The 17406-nt window shown below is 70.7% G+C and carries 17 protein-coding genes; 6 read left to right on the top strand and 11 right to left on the bottom strand.

Translation table 11 applies throughout. The features are described from left to right. Nucleotides 1-25: 25 nt before the first annotated feature. Nucleotides 26-487 carry a MaoC family dehydratase gene (locus OG272_RS09805; protein ID WP_327730449.1) on the bottom strand — a complete coding sequence of 154 codons (462 nt, stop codon included), beginning with the start codon at nucleotides 485-487 and terminating at the stop codon, nucleotides 26-28. Nucleotides 488-638: 151 nt separating this feature from the next. Between OG272_RS09805 and soxR the strand changes: the two genes are divergently transcribed. Continuing rightward, entirely contained in the window at nucleotides 639-1181 is a 543-nt protein-coding gene (soxR, locus tag OG272_RS09800) for a redox-sensitive transcriptional activator SoxR (protein ID WP_327730450.1), read from the top strand. A 59-nt stretch (nucleotides 1182-1240) separates the two neighbouring features. Here the strand turns inward: soxR and OG272_RS09795 are convergent, their stop codons facing one another. Beyond that, nucleotides 1241-2317: an RNA ligase (ATP) gene (locus OG272_RS09795; RefSeq protein ID WP_405893085.1), complete on the bottom strand. Its 1077-nt coding sequence runs from the start codon at nucleotides 2315-2317 to the stop codon at nucleotides 1241-1243. Between the two features lie 171 nt (nucleotides 2318-2488). Between OG272_RS09795 and OG272_RS09790 the strand changes: the two genes are divergently transcribed. Together OG272_RS09790 and OG272_RS09785 are read left to right on the top strand one after the other, a co-directional pair. Next, nucleotides 2489-3217 (top strand): hypothetical protein, encoded by a 729-nt coding sequence (locus tag OG272_RS09790; RefSeq protein ID WP_327730452.1) that lies wholly within the window; start codon nucleotides 2489-2491, stop codon nucleotides 3215-3217. Between the two features lie 107 nt (nucleotides 3218-3324). Beyond that, nucleotides 3325-3846: a hypothetical protein gene (locus OG272_RS09785; protein ID WP_327730453.1), complete on the top strand. Its 522-nt coding sequence runs from the start codon at nucleotides 3325-3327 to the stop codon at nucleotides 3844-3846. A gap of 94 nt (nucleotides 3847-3940) precedes the next feature. Here OG272_RS09785 and OG272_RS09780 read toward each other — a convergent pair whose 3' ends face one another. Beyond that, a complete protein-coding gene (locus OG272_RS09780) occupies nucleotides 3941-4543 on the bottom strand; it encodes a hypothetical protein (protein WP_326583910.1) in 603 nt (200 codons plus the stop codon). A 335-nt stretch (nucleotides 4544-4878) separates the two neighbouring features. On the opposite strand from OG272_RS09780, the gene OG272_RS09775 reads away from it, so the two are divergent. Continuing rightward, on the top strand, nucleotides 4879-7698 hold the full coding sequence (locus OG272_RS09775; RefSeq protein ID WP_405893084.1) for a penicillin acylase family protein: 2820 nt from the start codon (nucleotides 4879-4881) through the stop codon (nucleotides 7696-7698). A 57-nt stretch (nucleotides 7699-7755) separates the two neighbouring features. Here the strand turns inward: OG272_RS09775 and OG272_RS09770 are convergent, their stop codons facing one another. Together OG272_RS09770 and OG272_RS09765 are read right to left on the bottom strand one after the other, a co-directional pair. Continuing rightward, a complete protein-coding gene (locus tag OG272_RS09770; RefSeq protein ID WP_327730455.1) occupies nucleotides 7756-9075 on the bottom strand; it encodes a serine-threonine protein kinase in 1320 nt (439 codons plus the stop codon). A gap of 98 nt (nucleotides 9076-9173) precedes the next feature. After that, nucleotides 9174-10427 carry a DUF1343 domain-containing protein gene (locus OG272_RS09765; RefSeq protein ID WP_326583913.1) on the bottom strand — a complete coding sequence of 418 codons (1254 nt, stop codon included), beginning with the start codon at nucleotides 10425-10427 and terminating at the stop codon, nucleotides 9174-9176. Between the two features lie 228 nt (nucleotides 10428-10655). On the opposite strand from OG272_RS09765, the gene OG272_RS09760 reads away from it, so the two are divergent. Together OG272_RS09760 and OG272_RS09755 are read left to right on the top strand one after the other, a co-directional pair. Beyond that, the gene (locus OG272_RS09760) at nucleotides 10656-11420 is read left to right on the top strand and encodes an SDR family oxidoreductase (RefSeq protein WP_327732296.1); all 765 of its coding nucleotides are present in this window, start codon (nucleotides 10656-10658) and stop codon (nucleotides 11418-11420) included. Between the two features lie 141 nt (nucleotides 11421-11561). Beyond that, entirely contained in the window at nucleotides 11562-12155 is a 594-nt protein-coding gene (locus OG272_RS09755; protein WP_326583914.1) for a TetR/AcrR family transcriptional regulator, read from the top strand. 524 nt (nucleotides 12156-12679) lie between these two features. Here OG272_RS09755 and OG272_RS09750 read toward each other — a convergent pair. The 6 genes from OG272_RS09750 to OG272_RS09725 form a co-directional block, all read right to left on the bottom strand. Beyond that, a complete protein-coding gene (locus OG272_RS09750; RefSeq protein ID WP_327730457.1) occupies nucleotides 12680-13894 on the bottom strand; it encodes an acyl-CoA dehydrogenase family protein in 1215 nt (404 codons plus the stop codon). Nucleotides 13895-13899: 5 nt separating this feature from the next. After that, nucleotides 13900-14934: a phosphotransferase family protein gene (locus OG272_RS09745; RefSeq protein ID WP_327732297.1), complete on the bottom strand. Its 1035-nt coding sequence runs from the start codon at nucleotides 14932-14934 to the stop codon at nucleotides 13900-13902. Between the two features lie 187 nt (nucleotides 14935-15121). Then, nucleotides 15122-16033, bottom strand: a complete 912-nt coding sequence (locus tag OG272_RS09740; RefSeq protein WP_327730458.1) for an MBL fold metallo-hydrolase — start codon at nucleotides 16031-16033, stop codon at nucleotides 15122-15124. A gap of 137 nt (nucleotides 16034-16170) precedes the next feature. After that, nucleotides 16171-16467, bottom strand: coding sequence for a hypothetical protein (locus tag OG272_RS09735; protein WP_326583917.1), 297 nt, complete (start codon nucleotides 16465-16467; stop codon nucleotides 16171-16173). Between the two features lie 181 nt (nucleotides 16468-16648). Continuing rightward, a complete protein-coding gene (locus OG272_RS09730) occupies nucleotides 16649-16966 on the bottom strand; it encodes a DUF202 domain-containing protein (protein ID WP_326583918.1) in 318 nt (105 codons plus the stop codon). Then, nucleotides 16963-17355 (bottom strand): DUF202 domain-containing protein, encoded by a 393-nt coding sequence (locus tag OG272_RS09725; protein ID WP_326583919.1) that lies wholly within the window; start codon nucleotides 17353-17355, stop codon nucleotides 16963-16965. The genes OG272_RS09730 and OG272_RS09725 overlap by 4 nt, the downstream gene beginning before the upstream one ends. Nucleotides 17356-17406 lie beyond the last annotated feature (51 nt).

Here is a 17406-nt window from a genome sequence, read left to right as displayed (position 1 = left end):
TCACCGTCGGCCCGGCGGCCGGCCCTCAGAAGTAGTACCGGGACACCGACTCCGCCACGCACACCGGCTTGTCCCCGCCCTCGCGCTCCACGACGACCGCGGCCGAGACCTGGACACCTCCGCCCACCTCCGTGACGTCCTGGAGGGTCGCCGTCGCGCGCAGCCGCGAACCGACCGGCACCGGCGCCGGGAAACGGACCTTGTTGGTGCCGTAGTTGACACCCATCCTGACGTTGTCGACCTTGAGGATCTGCGGCACCAGCAGGGGGAGCAGCGACAGCGTCAGATAGCCGTGCGCGATGGTCGTGCCGAAGGGGCCCGCCGCGGCCTTCTCGGGGTCGACATGGATCCACTGGTGGTCGCCGGTCGCCTCGGCGAAGAGGTCGATGCGCTTCTGGTCGACCTCCAGCCACTCGCTGTGGCCCAGCTGCTCGCCCACCGCCGCCTTGAGTTCCTCGGCGGACGTGAAGATCCTCGGCTCTGCCATGTCCCGGCCTCCCGCATCCCGGATGCCCGCGCATCCGTGTCAACCATGTCGGCACGCATCCCCGCATGCCTAAGCAACTGCTTAGCATGGTCGGCCGCGCGTCCCCTGTCAACGGACGGCGGCGCCACCGGGTATGGGTAGGGTCGGAGGGGTGCCCCAGATCCCTGAGAAGATCCACGAGTTGACCGTCGGCCAGCTGTCGGCCCGCAGCGGTGCCGCCGTCTCCGCGCTGCACTTCTACGAGTCCAAGGGACTGATCAGCAGCCGCCGTACGACGGGAAACCAACGCCGCTACAGCCGGGACACCCTGCGCCGCGTCGCCTTCGTCCGGGCCGCGCAGCGCGTCGGCATCCCGCTCGCCACGATCCGCGAGGCGCTCGCCGAGCTGCCCGAGGGGCGGACGCCGACCCGCGAGGACTGGGCCCATCTCTCCGAGGTCTGGCGGTCCGAGCTGGACGAGCGGATCAAGCAGCTCAACCGGTTGCGCGACCACCTCACCGACTGCATCGGCTGCGGCTGCCTGTCGATGGACACCTGCGTGCTGTCCAACCCCGACGACGTCTTCGGTGAACGGCAGAGCGGCTCCCGCCTCCTCGTCGAGCGCCGGCCCGCCGCCGTACGGCAGACGCCCCGTAGCGGAGGGGGGCCGTCGCGGCGGACGGCCGACGAGCAGGAGCCCAGGAGCTGCCGCTGAGCGACTCCCGGGCTCCCGGACCCCCACGAGTCCCCCGAAGATCCCGTGGGGGTCCGGTCTCACTCGTACTCGGTGCCGCCCTTACGGGTCAGATACGCCGGGCTGACCGCCTTCGCGACGGCCCGCCCGCCGGCCACCGGGCTGTACCGCTCGGTGGCCGGCCGGATCACGACGCCCTCGCGCAGATGCAGATCGCGCCCGGAGACCGTCTCCCGGCCGGTGGCCACCTCCAGGACCCGGTCGATGGAGTACGGGCCCTCGTACAGCCTCGGTACCAGCGGCAGTTCGCCGTCCAGCAGCTCGGACAGCTCCGCCGAGCCGAGCCAGCGCACCTCGCCGTCGATCTCCGCCGAGACGTCGAACACGGCGTACCCGAGCGTGTCGCGCCGGCCGTCGGCGCCGTACGTCAGGTCCTGCACCCCGGCGCCGTACACCTCGCCGAAGATCCCGACCCGGCGTGCCCCGAGCCGTTCGGCGAGCCGGGCCGAGGCCTCGGTGACCCGGTGGCCGTGGACGGCACGCCAGTACAGGTTGCGCGGGTCCTCCTTCAGCGCGAGGGACTTGGCGCCGAAGCCCTTCGAGGACACCTGGACGCGGCCGTCCTCGGCGAAGTACGTCACCAGGCAGGCCGTTCCGTGCAGCTTCTCCGTCAGGACGATCCGCTCGCCGGGCGTGAAGATGTCGGGATAGCGCTGGATGTTCTCGATGTCGACCCAGGGCAGCAGATCCGGCGCCGACTCGACCTCGCCGCTCATCGTGGGCGGGATCGGCGGCACCCATTTGACGATGCCGAGCCGCTCCGCGAAGTCCGTGCCCTCCGTGACGGCGGCCGTGAGGTCCACGTCCGCGAGCTCCCGTGGCCGGCAGACGATGCCCTGCGACAGCTCGCCCCGCAGTCGTACCGCCTTCACCCGGTCCGACCTGCCGCCGGCGAGCCGTCCGGTCAGCCCCAGCTCCTCGATCAGCGCGGCCGGGAGCACGGACTGCTCCGGGATGTAGACGGCGGTGTCACCGGTGCGGTACGCGCCCTTCGCCACGACGGCTCGGTACAGGCCCACCTGGGCCAGTTCGAGCGCGTCGGCGTTCGGGTGTTCGTGGATCGTCAGCACTTCGGCGGTGACGCGCAGCGTCGACATCGGGGCTCTCCTCGGGTTTCCTGGGGCGCTCAGGGCTGTTTCATCGCCCCCAACTGTCCGTACGGGAAAGGGGTGGAGCGAGGGGATTTGCGGCTGGTAGGGTCGCGATCTTCGGCCGGCGGACACGGAGCACCCGCCCGCCCGGCGCGGAGTACCGACGGGATCACTCCCATGTGTTCACCCGCCCTCGACGCCGCCCTCGCGGACATCGACCACGTCTTCGCCGGCTTCGCCAGTCCCACCGAGACGGGATGCGACCGCTGCTTCTCACCCGAGGCGGTGGCGTTGCTGCGCGTCCCGCACGTCCCGTTGCCCAGGGACGAGCTGCACACCTTCGTCCACAAGGTGCGCGACCACTACGAGGACCACGACGCGGTGATGCGCCGCCTGCTGCCGCAGACGGCACGGGCCATGGCGGACGGCGGCTTCGACATCGGATCGGGACGCCACGGGCTGAGCCGGACGGACTGGCGCACATGGCCCGCCGAGCAGGCCGCCGCCATCGAGGCGTTCCTGTACGCGTGGTGGGAGGCGATGCTGCTGACGCCGGAGCCGCCGTACTCGCTCGACGACGTACTGGCGACCTGCGCCGGTATCGGCGGATCGGCGACTGTCTTCCTGGACCGGTGGCCGATACATCCCGTGGCCGACACCCACCTCGTGAACCGGTCCCGTGCCTGGGCCCGCGACCTGCTCGTCGACGATTCGCCGCTCCACTGGTACGACCACGTCCCGGACAACGGCGTACGGGAGCTCGGGGCGTGGCTGGTCCGGAGCGCCCACGCACGGCTCGTGGCCCTGGGCGAGTCGGCCCTCGCCGCACGTGTCGCCCTCATCGCGCTGCCGTACGACGAGCGTTGGTCTCCGCGGAACGTGGACACGGCTCTCGGTATCGACTGACGGTGCCCCCGAGAGCCGCCTCTCCCGCGCAACCGCTTTCGCCGAGACTGTGTCATGAACACAGAGAGGGCCTCGCGGTGTGCCCTCCGGCAAGTGGAGGGACGTGGATGAGCGTCGTCATTTGTTCGCTGAAGTGGGAGAAGGCGCACTCCGGGGTGCAGCGGATCACCTACGACTCGGACGGCTACCACCTGGTGCGCTTCCCGTACGAGAAGACCGAGGAGTCGTACGACCCTTGGAAGATGCACGACCCGGCGAACGGTGGCGCGACCGCGTCGAAGTTCCCCGACCCGCGCTCCGGACTGATCTGGCCCAGCCACGACGGCTGGGGCGTGCTGTCGGCGATGGTGTTCTGGGAGGCGGACCCCCTGACGCTGGAGTACCGGGCCCGTTTCGTGCGCGATCCGCTGAACCTGACGAAGAAGAAGTACGACTCCACGGGTACCACGGACAGCGCCCTCACCCGGGGCGGGCAGTTCCGCACCTACACATGGCAGATGTTCGTCCACCAGGGCATGCCGCTCGGACTGAAGATATCCGCGCGTGGGGCGGGGGACACCAAGCGGGCCACGACGCTGACCCTCGCCGAGTTCAAGCTCGCCATCCACACGGACGTCAAGAAGCCGTAGGTGTCCGCGCGGGCATCGGGCCCGTATCTGTCACTCCGGTCGTGCGCGCCGCTCATACACGGGGGTGCGGCATCCCCGGCGCACCCCCGCCGCGCTAGGCCGAGACCAGCAGCCGTCCGCGCCTGGACTCCGCCAGGGCCTCGGAGGTGAGCACCGGCCGTGGCACCACGATTCCGCATTCCGTGCAGACCGGGCCCGAGGACGGTTCGTGGGCCAGGTCGTACATCCAGACGAGGCGCTCGCCCTCGCACACCGGGCAGGTCGAGCCCGGTTCGCGCTCCAGCGCGGCGATGAGCCGGCGCAGCACCTCCGCCATCGGTCCATCGGGATGGACCTTCGGGTCGTCGCACCAGGCGACTCCGAACCCGCCCCAGGTCAGCCGGTGCCAGTCGTCGACACTGCCCGGCCTGCGCAGCCCGTCGTGCTTCTCCTTCTTGCGGCGCTGCGCGAACTGCACCTCGTAGTCGAGCCAGACGGAGCGGGCCTCCTCCAACTCGTCCAGTGCGGCCACGAGCCGCGCTGGATCGGGGTCGCGGTCCTCGGGGCCGAACCCGGCCCGTGAGCACAAGTGGTCCCAGGTCGCCCGATGTCCGTAGGGGGCGAACCGCTCAAGGCACTTGCGCAGCGAATAGCGCCGCAGTGCCAGATCGCACCTGGGATCTCGCACCTGTCTTGCCAGACTCCGGAAACCGGCCATCGCCCTGCACCTCCGTCACACCTGCACCTGAACTTCGGTCACTTCGGCGTCGTCGTCGGGGACGTCGCCGAATAGACGTATCGACACGCGATTCGGCTCCATCCGATTTCCGATGACCTCCATAAGTCGTCTGCTGAGCCGTTCACGGACCGTTCCTGCCTACGCCTGACTGCCTCTGACTTCTTCTTGTCTGCTTACGACTACTTCTGAGTACCTGTTCACGCTGTCAGTCACCTGTCCGTTGGCGGTGATCCTAAAAACGTGACGCATGTTCATCTTCAAAGCCGGGGATACCGGCGGTAACATCCGGCCCACCCCCGTCGGGAGGAGCTGCCATGCCCTGGCGCACCCCACGCACCTCACGCAACGCACCGGACAGAGTGAGAACTCCCCGTAGATTCCCGGAGTTCCTCAAGGCCGCCTCCATATGCGCACTCGTTGCCGGTCTTTTGTCGCCTCTTTCCCCAGCTGCCCCGGCCGCGGCCGCCGACACCGACGCCGACGCCGTCAAGGCGGCAGCGGTGACGGACCACTGCGGCGGCCAGTGCTCCGACATCCTGCCGCCCGGGCAGAACGGCAACGCCACCCTCGCCCAGATCCTCCTCAACCAGGGCTTCGGCTCCATGCCGGAGAACGCGAGCAACCAGCTCGGCCCCTACAACAACCTGGCCACCGGCTACCCGGGCCTCACCAACTCCACGATCAACACCTTCTTCAACGACGCCTCCTTCGGCGTCGCCTCCGACCAGGTCGCCTCCACCCTGAACCCGGCAGGCCGCATCGACGTCACGATCGTCCGCGACAAGAAGACCGGTGTGCCGCACATCACGGGCACCACCCGCTACGGCACCGAGTTCGGCGCGGGCTACGCGGCCGCCCAGGACCGGCTGTGGCTGATGGACGTCTTCCGGCACGTCGGGCGCGGCAAGCTGACCCCGTTCGCGGGCGGTGCCGCGTCCAACCAGGGCCTGGAGCAGGAGTTCTGGCGCCACGCCCCCTACACCGAGGCCGACCTCCAGGCCCAGATCGACAAGGCGGTGGCCTCCAACGGCGAGCGCGGGCAGCTGGCCCTCGCCGACGTCAACGCCTACGTCGCCGGCATCAACGCCTACATCGACGCCTCCGACAGCGGCCGCTACTTCCCCGGCGAGTACGTCCTGACCGGCCACAAGGACTCCGTCACCAACGCCGGCACCATCGAGAAGTTCAAGCCCACCGACCTGGTCGCCCTGGCCTCCGTCATCGGCGCCCTCTTCGGCTCGGGAGGCGGCGGCGAGGTCAACAACGCCCTGTCCCTGCTGGCCGCCCAGGAGAAGTACGGCGTCACCGAGGGCACCGAGGTCTGGGAGTCCTTCCGCGAGCGCAACGACCCCGAGGCCGCCCTCACCGTCCACGACGGCAGCTTCCCCTACGCCACCAAGCCCGCGAACCCGCAGGGCACGGCGCTTCCCGACGATGGCACCGTCACCGAGGAACCGCTGGTCCACGACCGCACCGGCAGCGCGGCCACGGTGGCCTCGACGAGTGTCTCCTCCGAGGCCACCGACAGCGCCCTCAGCTCCGCCCGGCGCGGCATGTCCAACGCCCTCGTCGTCAGCGGCGAGCACACCGCGAGCGGCCGCCCCGTCGCCGTCTTCGGGCCCCAGACGGGTTACTTCGCCCCGCAGTTGCTCATGCTCCAGGAGATCCAGGGCCCGGGGATCAGCGCCCGCGGCGCCTCCTTCGCCGGCCTGAGCATGTACGTCGAACTCGGCCGGGGCCAGGACTACGCCTGGAGCGCCACCACCTCGGGCCAGGACATCATCGACGCCTACGCCGTCGAACTGTGCCAGGACGACGTGCACTACCTGTACCACGGCACCTGTACGGCCATGGAGAAGATCGAGCAGACCAACGCCTGGAAGCCGACCACCGCCGACGACACCCCGGCCGGCTCCTACCGCATGCAGGTCTGGCGCACCAAGTACGGCCCCGTCACGCACCGCGCGACGGTCGGCGGCAAGAAGGTCGCCTACACCACCCTGCGCTCCTCGTATCTGAACGAGGCCGAGTCGATCATCGGCTTCCAGATGCTGAACGACCCGAACTACGTCAAGGGCCCCGAGACCTTCCAGAAGGCCGTCCAGAACATCAACTACACCTTCAACTGGTTCTACGCCGACTCCACCCGCACCGCGTACTACAACAGCGGCGACAACCCGGTGCGCCCCGCGAACGTCGACCCCGAGTTCCCGGCCTGGGCGCAGGCGGCGTACGAGTGGCGGAACTGGAACCCCGCCACCAACACCGCCGACTACACCGCCCCCTCGGCCCACCCCAACTCCCTCGACCAGGACTACTACATCTCCTGGAACAACAAGCAGGCCAAGGACTACACCACCGCCCCCTGGGGCAACGGCTCCGTCCACCGCGGCAACCTCCTCGACGACCGGGTGAAGCGACTGGTCGCCGCCGGCGGCGTCACCCGGGCCTCGCTGACGAAGGCCATGGCCGAGGCGGGCCTCGCCGACCTGCGCGCCGAGGACGTCGTCCCGGACCTGCTGAAGGTCGTCAACAGCAGCACGGTCACGGACTCCACGGCCGCCGCGGCGGTCGCCAAGCTCCAGACCTGGGTCACGTCCGGCTCGAAACGCACGGAGACCTCCGCCGGCTCCAAGACCTACGCCAACGCCGAGGCGATCCGCATCCTGGACGCCTGGTGGCCGCTGTTGGTGAAGGCCGAGTTCGAACCAGGCCTCGGCACCGACCTGTACACCGCCATCACCGCCAACCTCCCCATCGACGAGTCCCCGTCGGCCGCGCACGGCCCGACCGGCTCCCACGCCGGCAGCTCCTTCCAGTACGGCTGGTGGAGCTATGTCGACAAGGACATCCGCTCGGTGCTGGGTGAGACGGTGCGGGGCCCGCTGGCGGACCAGTACTGCGGCGGCGGCAGCCTGAGCGCCTGCCGCACCCTCCTGATCAACACCCTCAAGGAGGCGGCCGGCAAGACCGCCGCGCAGGTCTACCCCGGCGACGAGTACTGCTCGGCGGGCGACCAGTGGTGCGCCGACTCGATCATCCAGCAGCCTCTCGGAGGCATCAAGCACAACAAGATCAGCTGGCAGAACCGGCCCACCTATCAGCAGGTCGTGGAGTTCACCTCGCACAGGTGAGCCCCGGTGAGCGAGTGAGTGAGCGAGTGAGTGAGTGAGTGAGGCGGCGGGCCGGGATCAGACGATACGGCCCGCCGCCAGCACCACCCGGGCCAACTCCCGGTGGCAGATGTCGCTGTGGGCACCGGACGGCGCGCCGCCGCGCCGCACCACCGCCGCCGCGTCGATGTTCACGCAGCCCGCTGTCGGCAGCTGGGCCTTGAGGGCGTCTGCCAGCTTGAACGACCGGGTGCCCTTGACCGCCCGCACCCCGCCGTAGCCGAGGGCGCCCCACTTCGCGCCCAGCAGGCTGTTCACGCTCAGGCCCAGCACGGTGCGCGCGTCGCCCGCCATCCGGGAGGCCAGCGGGTAGATCGTGCCGAGCGCCGAGTCGTGCTTGGAGTGACAGCACACCAACGGGCCGTCGATCCGCTTCTGTTGACCGTTCAGCACGCCGCTCGCGCGTGCGTCGTGGGGCAGTCGCGCCGCGAACGCGTAGTGGGAGAAGGCCGCCTGAAGGAGCGTCACCGACTTCACGGAGTGCACCCCTTCAGGCAGTCCGCGCAGTGCGAACGACACGAGACGCGCGCCGAAGCTGTGCCCGACGAGGTGCACCCGTACCTGCGGCGCGGTCCTCGCGAGCTGCCCGAGCAGCCGCCCCAGCCCACGCTCGCCGACCGTCCCCGCCCGGCGCTTCATCGCGAAGTACGTGGCCTGACGCAGGAGTTCATGGGCGCCGTCCCAGGCCTGGGGCGGGGTGACGGCGGCCCCGGTCATCACCCCCGGGACCTCGACCTCCGTCAGCGCCGCCGCGAAGTCCGCGCACACCCGCACCGCGTCCCCGCACAGCATCCCGGGCGTGCCCTCCGGCACCCCCTCCGTGATGGTGTCCGCCGTGAACGCGCCCTGCGGCCCCTGGGGCGGCACCTCCACCAGCAGCCGTACGAGCCGCCCGAACTCCTCCAACGAGGCGCCTTCGTCCGGTCGTTGGTCCAGCAGCCGGGCGAGCTGCTCGACGACGGTGGCCCGCCCGGGGAAGACCTCCAACAGGGCGTGCCGGGTGTTCTTGTCGAGCGCGGGACGGCTGGGCGCCGCGGCCGGGACCGGCTTGAGGTCCGGGATCGGCTCGTCCGAGAACCGCATCGAGGGCCACATCACCCCGACGTAGCCCAGCCTCGCCTTCGGCGCGAGCTCCGGGAACGGGGCGAGGAAGCTGCTGTAGAGCCGGGTCGCGCCGGACCGGTCGTTGTTCCAGCCGTGTGCGAAGACGACCAGATCCACGACCCCGCGCTCCCCGACCCCGGCGAGGAGCCGGTCCCGCTGACCGGTGTCCACGTCCCCGTCCGCGTCGAAGGTCAGTTCCCAGTAGGGAGTCACGCTCATTCCCGGATCCGCCATGACGAGCCCCCTTCGGCCCCCGTTGGTGGTGCGCTCAGGCGCATGGTCCTGCGGGCGGCGAAGGATGGCCATACGTCGCGTACGGCCCTTGGCGCCGACTACCGGTACAGCAAGTACTCCTTGCGCACCCTGCGGAACGCGGCCAGCTCCTCCTGCCAGCCCGCCACGACCTCGTCCGTGTCCGCCCCCGCGTCGATCATCGTCCGCACCCGCGCCGAACCGGTCAGCTTGTCGATCCAGTTGTCCGGCCGCCAGGCGAAGCCGCTCCAGACCTTCCTGGCGGTCACGAGGAGGCCGATCCCGGTGCGTACGGGGTCGTACGCGGCCCGGTCGTGGACGTGGATCTGTACGCCCCCGATGGTCTTCCCCTGGAACTTGGAGAACGTCGGCGCGAAGTACGCCTCCCTGAAGTGCGCGCCGGGCAGGCCGAGTTCGTTCGCGGCGGCCGCCCACCGCCGGTCGACGCCCTCCGCGCCGAGCAGCTCGAACGGCCGCGTGGTGCCGCGCCCCTCCGACAGGTTCGTCCCCTCGAAGAGACACGTCCCGGAGTACACGAGCGCGGTGTCCGGCGTCGGCATGTTGGGGCTGGGCGGCACCCAGGGCAGCCCGGAGTCGTCATGGAACCGCGAACGGCTCCACCCCGACATCAGTACGGTCTCCAGCGCCACGGGCGTGGTCAGGAACTCTTCGTTGAACAGCCGTGCCAGCTCCGCCACCGTCATCCCGTGCGCCTGCGCGATGGGCTGCCGTCCGACGAACGTGGCGAACTCCTTGTGCAGCACGGGCCCTTGAGCGCTCCGCCCGGTCACCGGGTTCGGCCGGTCCAGCACGACGAAACGCTTTCCGGCCGACTGGGCCGCCTCCATGCAGTCGTACAGCGTCCAGATGTACGTGTAGAAGCGGGCGCCCACGTCCTGGATGTCGAAGACGACGGTGTCCACGCCGGAGGCGGTGAAGATGTCCGCGAGGGGGCGGCCGCTCTTCAGGTACGTGTCGTAGACGGGCAGCCCGGTCGCCGGGTCGTCGTAGCGCCCCTCGGAGCCGCCGGCCTGGGCGGTGCCGCGAAAGCCGTGCTCCGGGCCGAAGACGGCTCTGAGGTCCACGCGGTCGTCGGTGTGCATCACGTCGACGATGTGGCGGGCGTCCCTGGTGATGCCGGTGGGGTTGGTGACGATGCCGACCTTCTGGCCGCCGAGGAGTTTGTAGCCGTCCTGCGCCAGGCGCTCGAAGCCGGTGCGCAGCCCTTGGCGGGCCGCCTCGGCCGGGGGAGCGGCGGTGAGGCCGGCCGTGGCTGCCGTGGACGCGGTGGCTGCCGTGGAGGCGGCGAGGAAGGTGCGGCGGGAGAGGTGCATGGGGTGACCTCCGGGTCGCGGTCGCGGAAACGGCCTACAGGCAAGCTAAGCGCCCCTGCAGGTGGTTTGTAACCTGCCACGCGGTTGTGGCTGGTCGCGCAGTTCCCCGCGCCCCTTCGGGCGCTCCTGCGGGACGTGGTATCGAGTGGCTCTTCTCTGGCACATACCGACCGGTTAGTCTGGCAGTCGCAGTGGAGCCGTTCGGGTGTGTCGTGTCGAGGGAGAGCGATCGTGGATGTCGTGCAGGGTGCGGGTGTGGTCGTCACAGGAGCGGGCGGTGGGATCGGGGCCGCCCTGGCGCGGCGGTTCGCGGCCGAAGGGGCCCGGGTCGTCGTGAACGACCTGGACGGTGACCGGGCCGAGGCCGTGGCCGACGAGATCGGCGGGATCGCGGTGCCCGGGGACGCGTCCTCGATCGTCGCCGAGGCGAGGGAGGCGCTGGGCGGCACGGTGGATGTGTACTGCGCGAACGCGGGACTCGCCTCCGGCGGTACGGAGGCGGCCGACGAGAAGGTCTGGGCGCTCGCCTGGGACGTGAACGTGATGGCGCACGTCAGGGCGGCCCACGAGCTGCTGCCGGCGTGGCTGGAGCGGGGCAGCGGGCGTTTCGTGTCGACGGTCTCGGCGGCGGGGCTGCTGACGATGATCGGCGCGGCGCCCTACAGCGTCACCAAGCACGGGGCGTACGCCTTCGCCGAGTGGTTGTCCCTCACCTACCGGCACCGGGGCGTCAAGGTCCACGCGATCTGCCCGCAGGGGGTGCGCACCGACATGCTGACCGCCTCCGGCAGCGCCGGCGACCTCGTCCTCACACCGACCGCGATCGAGCCGGAGGACGTCGCCGACGCGCTCTTCGAGGGCATCGACAAGGACCGCTTCCTGATCCTGCCGCACCCCGAGGTGGCCGGTTTCTACCAGGCCAGGGCAGCCGATCCGGACCGCTGGCTGACGAACATGAACCACATCCAGCGGAAGTGGGAGACGACGGGCTGACCGCCCTGCCCGGCGGCCGGGTGCCGGAGAGTGGGATGATCCTCCGGCGGGGGCGCCCGATTCCGGCCGGTCGGGGAACCGATCGAGGACCGGCGGGCGACCAGTAGGCGACAACAGAACCTCGGAAGGCAGGTGGCGGCAGTGCCCAGGACGACGGACGGCGACGGTACGCCCGTACCGCAGCGGCTGCTGGCCGCCGCCACCCGGCTCTTCGCCGAGCGCGGCTACGACCGCACCTCCGTGCAGGAGATCGTCGAGGCGGCGGGCGTCACCAAGGGTGCGCTGTACCACTACTTCGGTTCCAAGGACGACCTGCTGCACGAGGTGTACGCGCGTGTGCTGCGCATCCAGCAGGAGCGGCTCGACGCGTTCGCGGGGGCCGACGCGCCCGTCGAGGAGCGGCTGCGGGGTGCCGCCGCCGATGTCGTCGTCACCACCATCGACAACCTCGACGACGCGATGATCTTCTTCCGGTCCATGCACCACCTGAGCCCCGAGAAGAACAAGCAGGTCCGCGCGGAACGCCGCCGCTACCACGAGCGCTTCCGTGCGCTCGTGGAGGAGGGGCAGGAGGCGGGCGTCTTCTCGAAGGCGACCCCGGCCGACCTGGTGGTCGACTACCACTTCGGCTCGGTCCACCACCTGTCGACGTGGTACCGCCCGGATGGCCCCATGGGCCCGCAGGAGGTCGCGGACCACTTGGCGGACCTGCTGCTGCGCGCGCTGCGGCCGTAGGGCGCGTGCGCGCCTGGGCGCGTGGGCGCGTGGGCGCCTGACAGCTCGGGGGGTTCGGTCGGTCTGGCGGGCGCGGGCCCGGTGGGGCTTCTCGCGCAGTTCCCCGCGCCCCTGAAAAGCAGGGGCCGCGCCCCATGCTTCTCGACCCGCAGCCCCGTGGCCTTCCGGCCTGCAGCCCCGTGGCCTTCCGGCCTGCAGCCCCGTGGCCTTCCGGTCCGTAGCCCCGTAGCCCCGTAGCCTTCCGGCCTGTGGCCTCCAGGCCCGTAGCCCTGTCGCCTTCGGGCCCGTAGCCCTGTGGCCTTCAGGCCCGGAGCCCCGTGGCCTTCCGGCCCGCAGCCCGGTAGCCCCGTCGCCTTCCGGCTCGCAGCCCCGTAGCCCCGTGGCTTTCAGGCCCGTAGCCCCGTGGCCTTCCGGCCTGCAGGGTTGTGGTCTCTCGGGCCCGCAGGGCCTGGTCTTTCAGGGGCGCGGGGAACTGCGCGACCAGCCCCCACCGGACCCGCACCCGACAACGAACCCCCCGCCGCTCACATGTACCGCTTCAGCTCCCGTCGAGCCAGCGACCGCTGGTGCACCTCGTCGGGCCCGTCCGCGATCATCAGCGTCCGCGCCCCCGCGTACAGCTCGGCCAGCGGGAAGTCCTGGCTGACACCTCCCGCGCCGTGCAGCTGAATGGCCCGGTCGATGATGTCCACGACAGTCCGCGGCGTAGCGATCTTGATCGCCTGAATCTCCGCGTGGGCCCCCTTGTTGCCCACCGTGTCCATCATCCACGCCGTCTTCAGCACCAGCAGCCGCAACTGCTCGACCGCGACCCGCGCATCGGCGATCCAGTTGTGCACGACCCCCTGCTGCGCCAGCGCCTTGCCGAAGGCCTCCCGCGCCACCGCCCGCCGGCACATCAGCTCGATCGCCCGCTCGGCCATCCCGATGAGCCGCATGCAGTGGTGGATGCGGCCGGGACCGAGCCGCGCCTGCGCGATGGCGAAACCGCCGCCCTCCTCGCCGATCAGGTTGGCGGCCGGCACCCGCGCACCCTCGAAGACGACCTCGGCGTGGCCGCCGTGGGAGTGGTCCTCGTACCCGAAGACCCGCATCGCGCGCTTCACCGTGACGCCCGGAGTGTCGCGCGGGACCAGGATCATCGACTGCTGACGGCGGATGTCGGCCCCGTTCGGGTCCGTCTTGCCCATCACGATGAAGATCTGGCAGTCGGGGTTCATGGCCCCGGAGATGTACCACTTGCGCCCGCTGACGACGTACTCGTCGCCGTCCCGCTCGATCAGCGTGGTGATGTTGGTGGCGTCCGAGGAGGCCACCTCCGGCTCGGTCATCGCGAAGGCCGACCGGATCTCACCGGCGAGCAACGGCTCCAGCCACTGCTTCTTCTGCGCCTCGTCGCCGAACTGGCTCAGCACCTCCATGTTGCCCGTGTCGGGCGCGGCGCAGTTCAGCGCGGTCGGCGCCAGCTGCGGGGACCGCCCCGTGATCTCGGCGAGCGGCGCGTACTGGAGGTTGGTGAGCCCCGCCCCGTACTCGGAGTCGGGCAGGAAGAGGTTCCACAGGCCCTGCCTGCGGGCCTCGGCCTTCAGGTCCTCCATCACGGCCGGGGTGTCCCACGGCGAGGCCAGCTCGGCCCGCTGCTCCTCGGCCACGGCCTCCGCCGGGTAGACGTACTCGTCCATGAAGGCGAGGAGCTTGGCACGCAGCTCCTCCGTGCGGGCGTCGAATGCGAAGTCCATGCTGGTCAGCCTTCCTGGGAGCCGGTGCGAAGAGTCGTCAGGCCGTGTTCGATGAAGACGGGGACCAGGTCGCCGATGCGGTCGAAGCCGCGGCCGACCGTCTGGCCGAGGGTGTACCGGTAGTGGATGCCCTCCAGGATCACGGCGAGCTTGAACCACGCGAACGCCGTGTACCAGGACACCGAGGACACGTCACGGCCCGAGCGGGCCGCGTACCGCTCGACGATCTCGGCCGGATCCGGGTGCCCGGCGGCCGCCGCGGTCGTGGAGACGGGCGAGTCGGGCATGGCGAGCGGCACGCTGTACATCACCAGCAGGCCCAGGTCGGTGAGCGGATCGCCGAGCGTGGACATCTCCCAGTCGAGGATGGCCTTGATCCGGTCGTCGCCACCGAGCAGTACGTTGTCGAGCCGGTAGTCGCCGTGGATGACCGTCGGGGCGGGGGAGGGGGGGAGCTGCCGGCCGAGGGCCGCGTGCAACTCGTCGATGCCGGCCAGCTCGCGGTTGCGGGACGCGGCCAACTGCTTGCCCCAGCGCCGCAGTTGCCGGTCGAGGAAGCCCTCCGGGCGCCCGAAGTCGGCGAGGCCCACCTCGGCCGGGTCCACCGCGTGCAGTTCGACGAGGGTGTCGACCAGGCCCAGCACGGCGGCCCGGGTGCGCTCAGGACCCAGCGGGGCCAGCTGATCGGCGGTGCGGAAGGGGGTGCCCTCGACGAAGTCCATGACGTAGAAGGGCGCGCCGAGCACGTCCTCGTCCTCGCAGAGCAGCACCGGACGCGGCACCGGTACGTTGGTCGGGTGCAGCGCGCTGATCACGCGGTGCTCGCGCTTCATGTCGTGCGCGGTGGCCAGCACATGGCCCAGCGGCGGCCGGCGTACGACCCACTTGGCGGTGCCGTCCGTGACCTCGTACGTCAGGTTCGACCGCCCGCCCTCGATCAGCCGGCCGGTGAGCGGGCCGCCCACGAGTCCGGGCCGCTCGGCGTCGAGCAGGGCGCGGAGCCGGTCGGGATCGAGACCTGGCGGGTGGTCTGGGTGCATCATCGCTCCTCCACGCGGGTTACCGGGACCCTCTCATGATGCCGACCGGTCGGTATGTCGTCCAGTGGGTGACACGAAAGTGATCGGAGTCTCGACGGGATCCGGCCGGAAAGCCGGATCCCCACCCGGTCGTCGGCGTCCGGTCGTCGGCGCCCCGGCCACCCGGCCCGCCGACTCCTCCCGGGCGTCACGCGTGGCAGGTCATCATCTCCCCGCCGTTGATGGTCGCCATGTCCATGAACCCGGCGAACGGGTCGACGCCCTCGCCCTCCGGGTGCCCGTCCAGCTCGGCGTACGCCCGGCGCAGGTTCGCCACCAGCCGCTCGCTCTCCGGCAGCGCGGCGTACTCCCCGAGATCCGTGTTCCGGGCCGCCTCCAGGGGCGTGAGGCCCGCCGCGTGCGACTTCTCGGCGATGTCGGTCACGAACCGCATGTACCGCTCGGCCTTGTCGAACGCCGACGGGTCGGTCACCGGCCCGTGCCCCGGTACGACGGTCTCGGCGCCCAGCTCGCGCAGCAGCGCCAGCGCCCGCAGCGAACCGCTCAGCGACCCCATCAGGAAGAACGGCGTTCCGCCCTCGAAGACCAGGTCCCCGGCGAACAGCACCCGCCGGTGCGGCAGCCAGACGACCGAGTCGCCGACCGTGTGCGAGATGCCCGGGTGGATGACCTGCGCCTCGATGTCACCGACGTGGAGCGTCACGCGGTCGTCGTACGTCAGGTCCGCGCCCCGGATGCCGACGTCGCCGAAGTCGGTCTGCGGCCACAGCAGATGGAGGTGCTGCCCGCTGGCGAGGGCCTCACGGCGGCAGGCCGAGTGCGAGACGAGGGTGGCGGCCGGCGTGAAGAAGCCGTTGCCGTAGGTGTGGTCCCCGTGGTGGTGGGTGTTGACCAGGAGACGGGGCCTCGGGACGCCGGTCGCGTCGAGCGCGGCGCCCAGGGCGCGGGTCCGGCGCTCCGTCGCCGCCGTGTCCACGAGCAGAGTGGTGGTCCCGTCACTCACGAAACCGGAGTTGTTCAGACACCACCCGCCGTCCGGCTGCACATACGCGTACACGTCGCTCGCGAGCTCGACGGTGTACGGCTCTCCTGCGGTCATAGTGAACCCCTTCATCCCCCGAAGCGTCGCCAACTGGTGGACAGAGCCTGCCAGTCGGCGATGATCCGGGAGAATCCGGGGTGTACGGAAACGGTGCGGGTGATGCCGCTGGTGCCCGCCGCCGGCCGTCGGTGGCGTCAGTGGTCGTCCCAGTGCCCGTCATGGGCGGCGTGACGGTGTCCGTCGTGCACGTAGTCCACGTGGTCCCCGTGCGTGACCGTCGGGTGCCCGCAGTCCTCGCCGTGCTCGTGGGCGTGGCCGTCGTGCGCGGTGTGCCCCTTCGGCTCGCACTCGTCCCAGTGCCCGGAGTGCTCGCGGTGCAGATGCCCGTCGTGCGCGTAGTCGGTGTGGTCACCGTGCGGTACGGCGGTGTGTCCGCAGGCCGGACCGTGGGCGTGGTCGTGGACGGGGTGTTCCTGGTGCAGGGTGGTCATCGCGCTCACCTTCGGTGGTACGGGGGTGACATGACCAGGCTAGTCACAGAAGTCCCGGTTCTTCCTTTTCGAAACCCCATGCACACACCAAGGCTTGCCCCCGCTTCGGTTTGCTCGATCGCTCCCGTCGCTGTGCCACGTCCCGTCGCGCGGCGGGGTCCCGGGATGTCAGGGCGCGGTCTCAGGACACCAAGGCCGCGCCGCACACCGCTAGGGCGATCACGCACAGGACCGCCGTCACGGCGGTCCGGGGCGCGAGGACGGGCGGTCGGGAGGCCGACAGGGCGTGGATGCGGCGGTGGGCGAGCGCCAGGAAGCCCAGCCACAGCACCGCGCACAGGGCGGCGGCCACCACACCGGCCGTCGACGGCCCGCCGTGCAGCGCGGACTTCGCGGCGAGCACGGCGATCACGGCACCCGTAAGGGTCGTACGCCGCCAGGCCAGCCGGGTGCGTTCGGGCTGGAGCCCCGGGTCACGGGCGGGAGAGGCGAGACTCATCCCTCCCACCCGAGCAGCACGACGGCGACCATGGCGACGGCGACCACGGCGACCACGAGGCTGAGCATCGCCGGGAAGCGCGACACCGGCAGGTCCTCCCCGCGCCGCATCGCCCGCTCGCAGCGCACCCAGTGGTTGACCGCCCGCAGCGCGCACAGCACCCCGGCCGCCAGCAGGGCGAGCGCGAGCCCGACGCGCCAGCCCCAGCGCAGGTCCGGCAGGAACTGGTCCACCGCGAAACCGCCGCCGATGAGCGCGAGCGAGGTGCGCAGCCAGGCCAGGAACGTCCGCTCATTGGCCAGGGAGAACCGGTAGTCCGGGGTTCGGCCGTCCTCCCGGACCTCCGCGGGGACGAACCACAGCCGGACGTTCCGTGCAAATTCGATCACGTACAGGACATTACCGGTCGGCTTCCCGGCGTAGATCGCCCTCCTCGTGCC

The sequence above is a fragment of the Streptomyces sp. NBC_00104 genome (assembly GCF_045160825.1).
In the GTDB taxonomy this organism is placed as follows: domain Bacteria; phylum Actinomycetota; class Actinomycetes; order Streptomycetales; family Streptomycetaceae; genus Streptomyces.
This window is presented reverse-complemented; position numbering and strand designations above follow the sequence as displayed.